Genomic DNA, 13,607 nt, shown 5'->3' with positions numbered 1-13,607 from the left:
GCCCCTCCCGTTCGCGCGATTTCCGACCGATAACGCCTGGTCAGTGACCGTGGCCGTGGCCGTGGCCCTGAGCAGCGGCGGCGGGCTCCTCTTCCTTCTTCTCCACGACGGCGCTCTCCGTGGTGAGCACCATGCGGGCGATGGAAGCGGCGTTGGTGACCGCGGAGCGCGTCACCTTCACCGGGTCGATGATCCCGGCCTCGAGCAGGTCGCCGTAGACCAGGGTGGCGGCGTTGAGGCCGAAGCCCCAGTCCTGCTCGCGCACCTTGTTCACCACGACGGCGCCTTCGAGGCCCGCGTTCGCGGCGATCCAGAACAGCGCCGACCCCAGGGCCTCGCGGACGATCGCGACACCGGTCGCCTCGTCACCGGACAGGCCGAGCCCGCCGTCGAGCACCTTGGCCGCGTGCACCAGGGCCGAGCCGCCGCCGGGCACGATGCCCTCCTCGACCGCGGCCTTGGTCGCCGACACCGCGTCCTCGATGCGGTGCTTGCGCTCCTTCAGCTCGGTCTCGGTGGCCGCGCCGACCTTGATCACCGCGATGCCGCCGGACAGCTTGGCCAGCCGCTCCTGCAGCTTCTCGCGGTCCCAGTCGGAGTCCGTGGCCTCGATCTCGCGGCGCAGCTGCTCCGCGCGACCGGCCAGGTCGGCCTTGGCGCCGCCGCCGTCGACGATGGTCGTGTTGTCCTTGGACACGACGACCCGACGGGCGGTGCCCAGCACGTCGAGGTTGGCCTCGGACAGCTTGAGGCCGACCTCGGCCGCGATGACCTGCGCGCCGGTGACGACGGCCAGGTCGTCCAGGAACGCCTTGCGGCGGTCGCCGAAGTACGGCGCCTTGACCGCGACCACGCGCAGCGTCTTGCGCAGGGCGTTGACCACCAGGGTGGACAGCGCCTCGCCCTCGACGTCCTCGGCGATGATCACCAGCGGCTTGCCGGCCTCGGCGACCTTCTCCAGGATCGGCAGCAGGTCGGCCAGGGCCGAGATCTTCTCCCGGTGCAGCAGGATGCGGGCGTCCTCGAACACCGCCTCCTGGGCCTCGAGGTCGGTGGCGAAGTGCGCCGACACGTAGCCCTTGTCGAACTGCACGCCCTCGGTGATCTGGAGCTCGGTGGCCATCGAGGAGGACTCCTCGACGGTGATCACACCGTCCTCGCCGACCTTCTCGATGGCTTCGCCGAGCAGGGCGCCGATGGACTCGTCACGGGACGAGACGGTGCCGACCTGGGCGATGTTGTCGCGGCCCTTGACCGGGGTGGCCTTGGCCTTGAGGGCGTCCACGACGGCCTCGGCCGCGGCCTGGATGCCGACGCCGAGCGACATCGGGTTCGCGCCGGCGGCCACGTTGCGCAGACCGACCCGGACCATGGCCTGGGCCAGCACGGTCGCGGTCGTCGTGCCGTCGCCCGCCACGTCGTTGGTCTTGGTGGCGACGCTCTTGGCGAGCTGCGCGCCGAGGTTCTCGAACGCGTCGTCCAGCTCGATCTCGCGGGCGATGGTCACGCCGTCGTTGGTGACGGTGGGCCCGCCGAACTTCTTGTCCAGGACGACGTGCCTGCCGCGCGGGCCGAGGGTGACCTTGACCGTGTCCGCGAGCTTGTTCACGCCGCGCTCGAGTGCCCGACGAGCGTCCTCGTCGAAGCTGATCTGCTTGGGCATTGCCTACGCCTCTCTTGATGCGAAACGCCCCGGGAGCCCCGGTGAGGGGTTCGCCGGGGCGTCTTGCGTGTCAGCCGAGCGTCAGTTGATGACGGCCAGCACGTCGCGGGCGGAGAGGATGAGGTACTCCTCGCCGTTGTACTTGACCTCGGTGCCGCCGTACTTGGAGTAGATGACGACGTCGCCGACAGCCACGTCCACCGGGACGCGGTTGCCCTTGTCGTCGATCCGGCCGGGGCCCACCGCGATGACCTTGCCCTCCTGGGGCTTCTCCTTCGCGGTGTCCGGGATCACGAGGCCGGAAGCGGTCGTGGTCTCGGCCTCACTGGCCTGGACGACGATCTTGTCCTCGAGCGGCTTGATGTTCACGCTCACCGGGCTGACCTCCACGGTCGTCGAAAGCGTTGGCAGGTTGCGTTACGGCTCCTGCCACCCCGCCGTCGCGGGGGTCGGGGCGGTTGCTGGTGCCGTGCATCTAGCACTCTACCCACGCGAGTGCCAACGCTTCAACGACCCCCCGCTACCGGCCGGGTGAAGTCGTCCACTCGTGTAACACCGCCGTTCACCTGGTCGCCAACCTGGTCGGCAACGGTGTCGGGCATGACTGCGGTGACCCGACGTTCCCTGCTCATCGGCGGTGTGGCCGGTGTGGCGCTCGCCACCACCGGCGCGGGCTTCCCCAAGCTCGACGACCCCTTCACCCTCGGCGTCGCCTCCGGCGACCCCCGTCCCGACGGCGTGGTGCTGTGGACGCGCCTCGCGCCGCGGCCGCTCGCCGAGGACGGTCTCGGCGGCATGCCCGACCGGGTCGTCCCGGTGCACTGGGAGCTGGCCGAGGACGAGCGGTTCCAGCGCGTGGTGCGGCGCGGCGTGCAGCCCGCCCGGCCCGAGCTCGGGCACAGCGTGCACGTGGAGCCGTTCGGCCTGCGGCCCGGCCGCGAGTACTTCTACCGGTTCCGCGTCGACGGCCACCTGTCCCCCGTCGGCCGCACCCGCACCACGCCCGAGCCGTGGGTCCTCGGGCAGGACCTGACCATGTGCTTCGCGTCGTGCGCGCACTTCGGCGAGGGCTACTTCACCGCGTACCGGCGGCTGGCCGAGGATCACCCGGACGTGGTGCTGCACCTGGGCGACTACCAGTACGAGTACGCGGCCAAGGCGGCGGACGTGCGGCCGGTGCTCGGGCCGGAGACGCGCACGCTGGGCGACTACCGGCTGCGGCACGCGCAGTACAAGACGGACGCCGACCTCCAGCTCGCGCACTCCGTGGCGCCCTGGCTGGTGGTGTGGGACGACCACGAGATCGAGAACAACTGGGCCGACGACGTGCCCGAGCAGCCCGACCCGGCCTTCGCCGCACGGCGGGCGGCGGCGTTCCAGGCGTACTACGAGAACATGCCGCTGCGGCGCGGGGCGCGGCCCAACGGCACCGACCTGCAGCTCTACCGGCGGGCCCAGTGGGGCGGGTTGGTCAACTTCCACATGCTCGACACCCGGCAGTACCGCGACGACCAGGCGTGCGGCGACGGGTGGAAGACCTGCGCGGACGCCGGGCTGCCGACCCGTTCGATCACCGGCGCCGAGCAGGAGGAGTGGCTGCTCGACGGGTTCCGCCGGTCCCGGTCGCGGTGGGACGTGCTGGGCCAGCAGGTGTTCTTCGCCGAGCGCGACCGCAAGGACGGGCCGGAGAAGGAGGTCTCCATGGACGGGTGGGACGGCTACCTGGCCTCCCGCGACCGGGTGACGCGCGGGTGGGTCGACGCGGGCGTGCGCAACGCGGTCGTGCTGACCGGCGACGTGCACGCGCACTACGCGGCGGACGTGAAGCTGGACTGGCACGACCCGGCGTCGTCGCCGACCGTGGGCACCGAGCTGGTGTGCTCGTCGGTGACCTCCGGCGGCGACGGCAACGACACCGTCGACCAGGTGCAGCTGCGGCTGAACCCGCACATCAAGCTGCACAGCAGGCGGCGCGGGTACGTGCGGACGAAGTTCACCGCGCGGGAGATGCGGGCGGACTTCCGCACGCTGCCGTACGTGCGCACGGCCGGGGCCGGGGCCACGACGCTCAAGTCGTTCGTCGTCGAGGACCGCAACCCCGGCCTGAACCCCGTGTGATCAGCCCCGGATGACGTTGATCAGGGCGGTGAAGCTGTCCTTGGCGTGCCCCGCCGCGATGGCGCGGTCGTAGAGGGACTTCACCGCCCCGGGCAGCGTGGAATCGATCCCGGCGGCCTCGCTCGCGCCCGCCACGTGCGCCGCGGTGGCGCCCATCATGGCCGTGTTGGCGAGGTCGCCGGGGTGCTCGCCGGAGTCGACGTGCCGCGCGATGCCCGACACGTACATCGACAGCGTGGAGACGTTGTCGCTGAGGTAGGGCGCGTACCGCTCGGCCGTGACGCCCGCCGACTTCACCAGGGCGATGCCGTGCAGCATCGCGGCCAGCGAGGTGAGGAAGACGTCCAGCTGCGCCTGGTAGAGCAGCTGGGCCAGGGTGTGGTCCTCGCCCATGTAGTCGGGCCTGCCGAGCACGGCGAGCGTGTCGGCGTGCCGGTCGAAGACCTCGCGCGGTCCGCTGTAGAAGACGTACGCGTCGGGGTGGCCGACCATCTCCGCGTTCGCCATGATGCCGCCGACCAGCAGCTCCGCGCCGCGTTCGGCGAGCCAGGCGGCGGCCTTGAGGGTCTTGTCCGGCGTCTCGGAGCTGAGGTTGACCACGACGCGGCCGGCGAGGTCGACGCCGTCGAGGATCTCGTACATCGCCGCGTAGTCGGTGAGGCTGAGGACCAGCAGCCGGTTCGCGGCCACGGCGTCGGCGGCGGTGGCGGCCCGGACGGCGCCCTTGGCGACGACGGCGTCGGCCCGGGACGGGGTACGGTTCCAGACCGTGGTCGGGTGGCCGGCGTCGAGGAACCGGGTGACCATGGCCTGGCCCATCGGGCCCAGGCCGATCAGGGTCAACGGGGTCTTGGCAGTCATGTGTTCTTCACTCCTTCGTGTGACTTCCACGGTGGCCGGTGGCGCGCACGGATCGCTGCGGGTCCGCTGGGGGTCCCCTGCGGGTGCTCCGGTTACCGTCCGGGGCGTGAGATTCGGGGTGTTGGGGCCGCTCGGGGTGTGGACGGCGGGCGGTGAGGCGGTCCGGGTGCCCGAGGCCAAGGTCCGGTTGCTGCTGGCGGACCTCCTCGCGCACGAGGGGCGGCCCGTGTCGGCGGACCGGTTGGCGTTCGACCTGTGGGGCGACGAGCCGCCCGGCAACCCGGTGAACACGTTGCAGACCAAGGTCTCGCAGCTGCGGCGGGCGCTGGAGGCGGCCGAGCCGGGCGGGCGGGAGCTGGTCGCGCACGGTCCGGCCGGGTACGCGGTGCGCGTCGATCCGTCGACTTTGGACGTCCTGCGGTTCCGGGAGCTGGTGGCCCGCGGGCGGTTCGGCGAGGCGTTGGCGTTGTGGCGCGGCGAGCCGCTGGCGGAGCTGGCGGACGCGCCGTTCCTGGCGCCGGTCCTCGCGCGGTGGGCCGAGGAGCGGTTGGCCGCGCTGGAGGAGTTCGCCGAGTCGGCTCCGGGCGAGGTGGACCTGGCGGCCGAGGTGGCGCGGCACCCGTTGCGCGAACGCTTGCGCGGGCTGCACATGCGCGCCCTCTACCGGGCCGGTCGGCAGGTCGAGGCGTTGGAGAGCTACGCGCAGCTGCGCCGGTCGTTGGCCGAGGAGCAGGGGCTGGAGCCCGGTCCCGAGTTGGCCGAGCTGCACCGGGCGATCCTCGACCACGACCTCGCGCCGGCCGCGCGGACGAACCTGCCGGTGCCCGTGACGGAGCTGGTCGGCCGGGACCGGGCGGTGCGGGACCTGTGCGGGCTGCCCCGTGACGCCCGGTTGGTCACGCTCACCGGTCCCGGCGGCGTCGGCAAGACGAGCCTGGCCCTGGAGGTCGCGCGGCAGGTGTCGGTCGCGGACGGGGTGTGGCTGGTCGAGCTGGCGGGCGTCGGCCGGGCCGAGCAGGTGGTGAGCGCGGTGGCCGACGTGCTCGGCGTGCGCGAGGACGCGTCGGGGACGGCGCTGGTGGAGGCGTTGCGCGGGCGCGAGGTGCTGCTCGTGCTGGACAACTGCGAGCGGCTGGTCGAGCCGGTCGCCGCGCTGGTCTCCCGGCTGCTGCGGGCCGTGCCGGAGCTGCGCGTGCTCGCCACCAGCCAGGAACCGCTCGGGCTGGCGTTCGAGACGGTGTGGGCCGTGCCGCCGTTGGACCTCTCGGACGCGGTCACGCTGTTCGCGGCGCGCGCTGCCGCCGCCGCGCCCGGTTTCACGGTGACGCCGGACAACGCGCCGGTGGTGGAGGCGATCTGCCGACGGCTCGACGGGTTGCCGCTGGCGGTGGAGCTGGCCGCCACGCGCGTGCGCGGGTTGGGCGTGACGGCCCTGCTCGACCGGCTGGACGACCGGTTCCGGGTGCTGGCCGGCGGGCACCGGGACGCGCCTGCCCGGCAGCGGACGTTGCGCGCGATGATCGACTGGAGCTGGGACCTGCTCGGTGACGCCGAGCGGACCGTGCTGCGGCGGCTGTCCGTGCACGTGGACGGGTGCGCGTTGGACGCCGCCGAGGCGGTCTGCGCGGGTGGCGGCGTGGCGGCCGACGAGGTGGCGGACGTGCTGGCCAGGCTGGTCGACCGGTCGCTCGTGGTCGCGCCCGAGCACACCGGTGAGCCGCGGTTCCGGCTGTTGGAGTCGGTCGCCGACTACGGGCGGGAACGGCTGCGCGAGGCGGGCGAGTTCGACCGGGTGCGGGCCCGGCACGCGGCGTTCTACCTGGCGTTGGCCGAACGGGCGGACCCCCGGTTGCGCGAGGCCGGGCAGCTGGCGTGGTTGGACCGGCTGGACGCGGACACCGCGAACCTGCGCGCCGCGCACGACGCGTTGGGGCCGGCGGACGGCGTTCGGCTGACGTCCGCGCTGACCTGGTACTGGTTCCTGCGCGGGCGGCTGCGGGAGGGTCGGCGGCTGATGACCTCGACCGACCCGGTGACGATGGCGTGGCGGGCCGGGTTCGGGGTGCTGCTGGGTGAGGCCGCGGAACCGTCGGCGATCTCGGGGACGGCGGAGATCGCGGACCCGCGACAGCGGGCGCGGGCCCGGTGGTTCCTGGGGTACGTGCTGTCGACCGTGGGCGACATGCCGTCCGCCGAGGAGTTGACCGAGCAGGCGCTGGAGGCGTTCGAGGAGCTGGGTGACGAGTGGGGTGTGGCGGCGGCGCACAGCGACCGGGTCAGCCAGGCGCTCGCCCGGGGTTCGGTGGACCAGGCGCGGGCGTCGGCTTCACGGTGTGCGGAGCTGTTCACGTCGTCGGGTGAGCGGTGGGGGCAGCTGAAGGCGTCGTTCGGGTTGGGGATGCTCGCGCAGCTGTCGGGCGACTACGAGCGGGCGGAGGCCGTGCACCGGGACGGGCTGCGGGTGGCGGAAGAGCTGCGGTCGTGGCCGGAGGTGTCGTACAAGCTGTCCTGGCTCGGACGGGTCGCGTTGACCGTCGGTGACTACGCGAAGGCGCGTGAGCTGCACGAACAGGCTCGTCGGACGGCGGCGGAGCACGGGTTCTCGCCGGGTGAGGTGTACGCGGAGACCGGGTTGGCGCTGGGCGCGCGCCGGGAGGGGCGGCTGGACGCGGCGGAGGCGCACTGGGAGCGGCTGCGGTCGTGGCACCGGCAGGTCGGGTTCGAGGCGGGTGCGACGTTGGTGCTGGCGGAGCTGGGGTTCGTGGCCGAGCTGCGCGGTGACGCGGCGCGGGCGGCGCGGCTGCAGTCGGAGGGGTTGGCGCTGGCGCGGCAGGTGGGCGACCCGCGGGCGATCGCGCTGGCGTTGGAGGGGGTGGCGGGCGCGCGGGCGTTGGCGGGTGACGCGGTCGGGGCGGCCCGGCTGCTGGGTGCGGCGACGGCGGCGCGGGCGTCCGTGGGCGTGCCGCTGCCGGCGGGCGAACGCGGTGACGTGGACCGCATCACCGCCACCGCGCGTGCCGCCCTGGGCGCGGACGCCTTCGACGCGGCCTTCGCCGCCGGCCACGCCGAAGGCCTCGGCATCGGGACCTGACGGTTCGACTCGCGCGCAGTCAGAGGATCTGGATGGTGCCCACCGGGAGGCCGGGGGTGGTGGAGAGGTCGAGGGCGGAGGGCTTCGCGCCGGCGGCCACCAGGTGGGCGCCGAGGGCGGCGATCATCGCGCCGTTGTCGGTGCACAGCCGGGGGCGCGGGACGCGCAGCTCGATGCCCGCCTCGGCGCAGCGCTCGGCCGCGAGGCCCGACAGGCGGGAGTTCGCCGCCACGCCGCCGGAGATCACCAACGTGTCCACGGCCAGGTCCTTGCACGCCCGGATCGCCTTGGCGGTCAGCACGTCGGCCACCGCCTCCTGGAACGACGCGGCGACGTCGGCCAGCGGGATCTCCTCGCCCGCGCGTTCCTGCTTCTCGACCCACCGGGCGACGGAGGTCTTCAGGCCGGAGAACGAGAAGTCGTACTTCGAGTCACGCGGCCCGGTCAGCCCGCGCGGGAACGCGATCGCGCAGCCGTTGCCCTGCTTGGCGAGCTTGTCGATCGGCGGACCGCCGGGGTAGGGCAGGTCGAGCAGCCGGGCCACCTTGTCGTAGGCCTCGCCCGCCGCGTCGTCCACGGTCGACCCGATCTCGGTGATCTTCTCCGCCAGGCCCTCGATCAGCAGCAGCTGCGAGTGGCCGCCCGACACCAGCAGCGCCACGCACCGCTTCGGCAGCGGGCCGTGCTGGAGGGTGTCCGCGGCGACGTGCCCCGCGAGGTGGTTGACGCCGTAGAGCGGCTTGTCCAACGCCGCCGCGTACGCCTTCGCCGCCGACACGCCGACCAGCAGCGCGCCCGCGAGCCCGGGACCGGCGGTGACCGCGATGGAGTGCACGTCGCGCAGCTCGATCCCGGCCGTCTCCACGGCACGGCGCATGGTCGGGACCATCGCCTCCAGGTGCGCGCGGGACGCGACCTCGGGCACGACGCCGCCGAAGCGGGCGTGCTCCTCGACGCTGGAGGCGACCTCGTCGGCGAGCAGTTCCATCGACCCGTCCGGGCCGAGCCGGACGATGCCGACGCCGGTCTCGTCGCACGAGCTCTCGATACCGAGGATGAGCCGGTCAGTCACGGTTCGCGGGCCTTCCCATCGTGTACGCGTCGGCGCCCGACGGCTGGTAGTAGCGGCGGCGCACGCCCAGGTGCTCGAAACCGTGCGCCAGGTAGAGGCCGATCGCCGGCGCGTTGTCCGTGCGGACTTCCAGGAACACCGGCAGACCGCGCTCGTCGGCCTGGGCGAGCAGGGCGCGCAGCAGGGTCTTGCCCACGCCGCCGCCCTGGTAGTCGGGCACGACGGCGATGGTGTGCACGCTGGACTCGAAGTCGGTCAGGCCCAGCCCCGCGTAGCCGATCAGCGTCTCGCCGACGTACGCGCCGACGTAGAAGTTGCCGTTGTCGAGCTCGCTGCGGAAGGCGTTCGCGCTCCACGGGTCGTCGCCGGGGAACAGCTGCTCCTCGATCTGCGCGCACCGCACGGCGTCCTGCCTGCGCAGCGGTGCGATCGTGACGGTGCCGGAGCTCACGCCTTGGTCACCCGCTTGCGCCCGACCGGCTCCACGGCGTCGGGACGCCGCAGGTAGAGGGGGGTGAGCGCGGCGGGACGCGCGCCGGCCAGCAGCTCGTCGGCCGCCGCCGCGACCAGGGACACCGGTGACGGGTGGCGCGCCGCGACCACCGGGAGCCCGATCACGTCGGCGTACAGCTCCGCGCCCTCGCCGGCGGCCTCGACCACGGCGGGCAGCACCGCGGCGAGCTTCGCGACCACGTCGGCGGGCCGGTCGACGTGCGGCCCGTCGGTGCGCCGGCCGGCCGCGTCGTAGGCCGCCCAGTACACCTCCTTGCGACGCGCGTCGGTGGCCACGAGCAGCGGTTTGCCGGTGGCGGCGTCCAGCGCGACGGCGTCCGGCGTCGGCACGGGGTAGACGGGCCGGTTGAGCGCCTGGCCGAGGGCGGCGGCGGTGACCAGGCCGACGCGCAGGCCGGTGAACGGCCCCGGTCCCGAGCCGCACACGATCGCGTCGAGGTCGGAGAGCCGGTGACCGGCCTCCTCCAGCGCCGCTTGCAGGTGCGGTGTGAGCAGCTCACCGTGCGCCTTCGCGTTCACCGTCACCCGCTGGGCGAGCAGCCGGGGAGGCGATCCGGGCGTCAGTTCGACGACACCGGCCGTGACGGCGGGGGTCGCGGTGTCCAAGGCGAGCACTAGCACAACTGACAAGGGTATCGGGTGGCGTGCACCACACTTGTGTTGACGTCCACGTCAAGGCGGAGGATCTACGCGTGCGCATCGGAGAACTGGCACGGCGGAGCGGCACGACCACCCGCGCGCTGCGCTACTACGAGTCCCTTGGCCTGCTGACCGCGCGCCGCGCGGCGAACGGCCAGCGGGAGTACGACGAGGACGACCTGAAGCTGGTGCACGAGATCCGGTCGCTCGCCGACATCGGGTTCGCCTTGGAGGACACCCGGCCGTTCGTGCAGTGCCTGCGCGACGGCCACACCACCGGCGACGCCTGCGCGGCGTCCGTCGAGGTGTACCGGCGCAAGGTGGCCGAGCTGGACGACTGCATCACGCGGCTGCAGGCCGTGCGGGACCAGGTGCGCGCGCAACTGCGGGAAGCCGAGCAGAGGAGCAGGCCGTGCGGACGTTGACCGACGACGAGTTCACCGGGGCCGTGGCCGCCGGGAACGTGCTGGTGGAGTTCGGCGCCGACTGGTGCGGGCCGTGCCGGATGCTGGAACCGGTGCTGGACGAGATCGACCGGGAGCGCGGCGACCTGACCGTGGTGAAGGTGGACATGGACGCGAGCCCGCGCACGGCGCGCGACCAGCGGATCATGTCCGCGCCCACGCTCCAGCTCTACCAGGACGGCCGGTTGGTGGCACAGACCGTGGGCGCTCGGCCGAAGATCCACCTGATGGCGTGGCTCGAACCACACTTGTGATGCGGGTGAGGGCCGGGAACATCACTGTATGGAGATGCTGCTGCCGGCCCTGGCCTCGCCGCCGTCCAAGATCGCCCTCCGGTTCCCCGACCGGGAGCTGACGTACGAGCAGTTGGCGCGCGAGGCGCGGGCGGTCGCGGCCGGGTTGGCGGGCAGGCGGCGGGTCGCCGTGTGGGCCCGGTCGACGCCCGAGACCTGCGTGGTGGTCGTCGGCGCACTGCTGGCGGGGGTGCCGGTCGTGCCGCTCAACCCCAAGATCGGGGAACGGGAGCTCGCGCACATCCTCGCCGACAGCGCGCCGGACCTCGTGATCGACGACGAGCTGCCGTCCGGACCGGTGGTCGACCTGCCGGAGCCGGACGGCGAGGCGCCCGCGCTGATCGTCTACACGAGCGGCACGACAGGTCCACCCAAAGGCGTGGTGCTGCCGAGGCGTGCGTTGGCGACGAACCTCGACGCGCTGGCGGCGGCGTGGGCGTGGACCGAGGACGACGTCGTGGTGCACGGCCTGCCGCTGTTCCACGTGCACGGGCTCGGCGTCGGGGTGATCGGGCCGTTGCGGCGCGGCGGGACGGTGCGCCACCTCGGGTCGTTCAGCGTGGCGAAGGCCGCCGAGGCGTTGGGCGACGGCGGCACGATGCTGTTCGGCGTGCCGACCATGTACCACCGGATCGCGGCCGAGCCCGAGCACGCCGAGGCGTTCGGGAAGGCCCGGTTGCTGGTGTCCGGATCGGCCGCGCTGCCCGCGTCGGTGCACGAGCGCATCGAGCGGCTGACCGGCCGGCGGGTGGTCGAGCGGTACGGGATGACCGAGACGTTGATGAACACCAGCGTGCGGGCGGACGGCGACCGGCGGCCCGGCACGGTGGGGTTGCCGTTGGACGGGGTCGAGCTGCGGGTCGTGGGCGGTGAGCCCGGCGGCGGGTCGGGTGGTCAGTCGGGTGATCAAGCGGGTGGTCAAGCGGGTGGTCACGCAAGTGACGAGCCGGGCGAGATCGAGGTGCGCGGGCCGAACCTGTTCCTGGAGTACCTGAACCGGCCGGACGCCACGCGCGAGGCGTTCCGCGACGGTTGGTTCCGCACCGGTGATTTGGCCGTGGTCGAGCCGGACGGGTACGTGCGGATCGTCGGCCGGCGCGCCACGGACCTGATCAAGAGCGGTGGCTACAAGATCGGTGCGGGTGAGATCGAGAACGCGCTGCTGGAGCACCCGTCGGTGGCCGAGGTGGCGGTGACGGGCGAGCCGGACGACGACCTGGGTGAGCGAGTGGTGGCGTGGGTCGTGGCGAACGGCGAGCCGCCCGCTCCGGAGGTGTTGAGCGATCACGTGGCCCGGCTGCTGTCGCCGCACAAGCGGCCGAGGGTGGTCCGGTACGTGGACGCGCTGCCGCGCAACGACATGGGCAAGGTGCTGAAGCGGGAGCTGCGGTGAACCCCCTCGGCTGGCCGGGCTACGAGGCCCAGCTCGACCGGGCGCGGGAACGGTCCGGTGGCGTCGAGTCGGTGTCGTGGCGACGGCGGCCGCGCTCGGTGGAGATCACCTTCGACTTCCGGTTCCTCGGTGGTTCGATCGGCACGGCCGCCGGCGCGTTGATCGAGGAGGCGTTCACCGAGGCGCGGCAGGCGTGGCTGCCCGTCGTGTCCCGGATCGCCACCGGTGGGAGCCGGATGCAGGAGGGGATGCTGTCGTTGCGGCAGCTCCAGCGCGTGGCGCGGCTGTGCGCCGTGCACCGGGAGGCCGGTCTGCCGCACGTGTCCGTGCTGCGCGACCCGACCACCGGTGGGCTGTGGGCGTCGCTCGGCGCGGGGGCGGACGTCGTGATCGGGGTGTCCGGCGCGCAGGTAGGGTTCGCGGGCAGCCGGGTGCGCCCGTCGGACGACCCCGCTTACACGGCGGAGGGCCAGTTCGCGGCGGGCACGGTCGATCTCGTGGTGGAGCCCGAGGACGTCGACGCGACCGTGGCCAAGATCCTCTCCCTGATCACGCGCGGTGACGCCGTGCCTGCCGAGGTGCCGCGCGCTCTTGGTGCTCAAGAGCTGCCCGTGGACGGGTGGAGCGCGGTGCTTCGGGCGCGCGCGGCGGACCGTCCCCGTGCTGCGGCTTACCTCGACGACTACTTCGACTCCCGGATGCCGATCAGCGGCGATCGGGCGGGTGGCGTGGACGCCGGGATGCTGTGCGGCATCGGGCGGCGGGGCGAGCGGGCGATCGCGTTCGCCGCACAGACCGGCACGGCCAACACCCCGGCCGGTTTCCGCACCGCGGCTCGGCTCGTGCGGCTCGCTTCGCGGTTCGCGCTGCCCGTGTTGACCTTGGTGGACACTCCGGGCGCGGCCAACGACGCGGCGGCCGAACGGGCCGGCGTCGGCGCGGCGATCGCGGAACTGTTCGCCGCCGTTGCGGAAACGCGGGTGCCGATCACGACTTTGGTCATCGGGGAAGGCGGTTCCGGTGGGGCGTTGGCGCTGTCGTCGCCGGAGCACACGTGGATCACTCCGGATGCCTATTTCTCGGTCATCGCGCCGGAACTGGCTGCGGCGATCCTGAAGCGCGACGACGTGCAAACGCTTGCCGACGACTTGCGGTTGCGGCCACAGGACTTGGTGGAGCTCGGGGTGGTGCGCGGCATCTCGGAACGTTGAGCACCGGGTTGGTGGGTCGCCGAGCCTTAAAAGCATTAAAGATTAAAAGCGTCCTCGCCGGACGGGCAGATCAGCAGGATGACCCCTGGTACGGCGGTCAAGCGCCGGGTCCGTCGTGGGTCCGGGCTCCGTGTCATCCCACCGACCTCCCTCCGGGCTACCACACGTATCAAGGGGGCAGCCATCAGCGCACCACCGGGCAAAGGACGCACAGCCCCCTTGACACGCGCGGTAGGGCAAAGCCAGGTCGGCGGGATGACACGAACCCCTCGTTTGGGAAAGCGAAAGC

General features: G+C 72.8%; 12 protein-coding genes. 6 read left to right on the top strand and 6 right to left on the bottom strand.

From position 1 onward, the window contains the following. Nucleotides 1-40: 40 nt before the first annotated feature. Nucleotides 41-1,663, bottom strand: coding sequence for a chaperonin GroEL (gene groL / locus ACZ7GX_RS35770; RefSeq protein WP_498783457.1), 1,623 nt, complete (start codon nucleotides 1,661-1,663; stop codon nucleotides 41-43). A gap of 81 nt (nucleotides 1,664-1,744) precedes the next feature. After that, nucleotides 1,745-2,038, bottom strand: a complete 294-nt coding sequence (groES, locus tag ACZ7GX_RS35765; protein ID WP_015105192.1) for a co-chaperone GroES — start codon at nucleotides 2,036-2,038, stop codon at nucleotides 1,745-1,747. Between the two features lie 225 nt (nucleotides 2,039-2,263). On the opposite strand from groES, the gene ACZ7GX_RS35760 reads away from it, so the two are divergent. Then, entirely contained in the window at nucleotides 2,264-3,781 is a 1,518-nt protein-coding gene (locus tag ACZ7GX_RS35760; RefSeq protein ID WP_498783455.1) for an alkaline phosphatase D family protein, read from the top strand. On the opposite strand, the gene ACZ7GX_RS35755 is transcribed toward ACZ7GX_RS35760, so the two are convergent. After that, entirely contained in the window at nucleotides 3,782-4,642 is an 861-nt protein-coding gene (locus ACZ7GX_RS35755) for an NAD(P)-dependent oxidoreductase (protein ID WP_498783453.1), read from the bottom strand. A gap of 106 nt (nucleotides 4,643-4,748) precedes the next feature. On the opposite strand from ACZ7GX_RS35755, the gene ACZ7GX_RS35750 reads away from it, so the two are divergent. Further along, the gene (locus ACZ7GX_RS35750) at nucleotides 4,749-7,733 is read left to right on the top strand and encodes an AfsR/SARP family transcriptional regulator (protein ID WP_498783451.1); all 2,985 of its coding nucleotides are present in this window, start codon (nucleotides 4,749-4,751) and stop codon (nucleotides 7,731-7,733) included. Between the two features lie 19 nt (nucleotides 7,734-7,752). On the opposite strand, the gene tsaD is transcribed toward ACZ7GX_RS35750, so the two are convergent. From tsaD to tsaB, 3 genes are read right to left on the bottom strand one after another with little or no spacing between them, the layout of a single operon-like run. Then, nucleotides 7,753-8,805 carry a tRNA (adenosine(37)-N6)-threonylcarbamoyltransferase complex transferase subunit TsaD gene (gene tsaD / locus ACZ7GX_RS35745; RefSeq protein ID WP_498783449.1) on the bottom strand — a complete coding sequence of 351 codons (1,053 nt, stop codon included), beginning with the start codon at nucleotides 8,803-8,805 and terminating at the stop codon, nucleotides 7,753-7,755. Beyond that, the gene (gene rimI, locus ACZ7GX_RS35740) at nucleotides 8,798-9,256 is read right to left on the bottom strand and encodes a ribosomal protein S18-alanine N-acetyltransferase (RefSeq protein WP_498783447.1); all 459 of its coding nucleotides are present in this window, start codon (nucleotides 9,254-9,256) and stop codon (nucleotides 8,798-8,800) included. The genes tsaD and rimI overlap by 8 nt, the downstream gene beginning before the upstream one ends. Next, nucleotides 9,253-9,939, bottom strand: a complete 687-nt coding sequence (gene tsaB / locus ACZ7GX_RS35735) for a tRNA (adenosine(37)-N6)-threonylcarbamoyltransferase complex dimerization subunit type 1 TsaB (protein ID WP_498783445.1) — start codon at nucleotides 9,937-9,939, stop codon at nucleotides 9,253-9,255. Before tsaB ends, rimI begins: the two co-directional genes overlap by 4 nt. A 71-nt stretch (nucleotides 9,940-10,010) precedes the next feature. On the opposite strand from tsaB, the gene ACZ7GX_RS35730 reads away from it, so the two are divergent. Genes ACZ7GX_RS35730 through ACZ7GX_RS35715 form a run of 4 tightly spaced genes read left to right on the top strand, consistent with a single transcriptional unit; the run spans nucleotide 10,011 to nucleotide 13,318 of the window. After that, on the top strand, nucleotides 10,011-10,382 hold the full coding sequence (locus tag ACZ7GX_RS35730; protein ID WP_498783443.1) for a MerR family transcriptional regulator: 372 nt from the start codon (nucleotides 10,011-10,013) through the stop codon (nucleotides 10,380-10,382). Continuing rightward, on the top strand, nucleotides 10,370-10,675 hold the full coding sequence (locus ACZ7GX_RS35725) for a thioredoxin family protein (RefSeq protein WP_498783441.1): 306 nt from the start codon (nucleotides 10,370-10,372) through the stop codon (nucleotides 10,673-10,675). Before ACZ7GX_RS35730 ends, ACZ7GX_RS35725 begins: the two co-directional genes overlap by 13 nt. 34 nt (nucleotides 10,676-10,709) lie before the next feature. Beyond that, the gene (locus tag ACZ7GX_RS35720; RefSeq protein ID WP_498783516.1) at nucleotides 10,710-12,107 is read left to right on the top strand and encodes an acyl-CoA synthetase; all 1,398 of its coding nucleotides are present in this window, start codon (nucleotides 10,710-10,712) and stop codon (nucleotides 12,105-12,107) included. After that, nucleotides 12,104-13,318 (top strand): carboxyl transferase domain-containing protein, encoded by a 1,215-nt coding sequence (locus tag ACZ7GX_RS35715; RefSeq protein ID WP_498783439.1) that lies wholly within the window; start codon nucleotides 12,104-12,106, stop codon nucleotides 13,316-13,318. Before ACZ7GX_RS35720 ends, ACZ7GX_RS35715 begins: the two co-directional genes overlap by 4 nt. Nucleotides 13,319-13,607 lie beyond the last annotated feature (289 nt).

This window comes from Actinosynnema sp. NPDC037264 (genome assembly GCF_055603705.1).
This window is presented reverse-complemented; position numbering and strand designations above follow the sequence as displayed.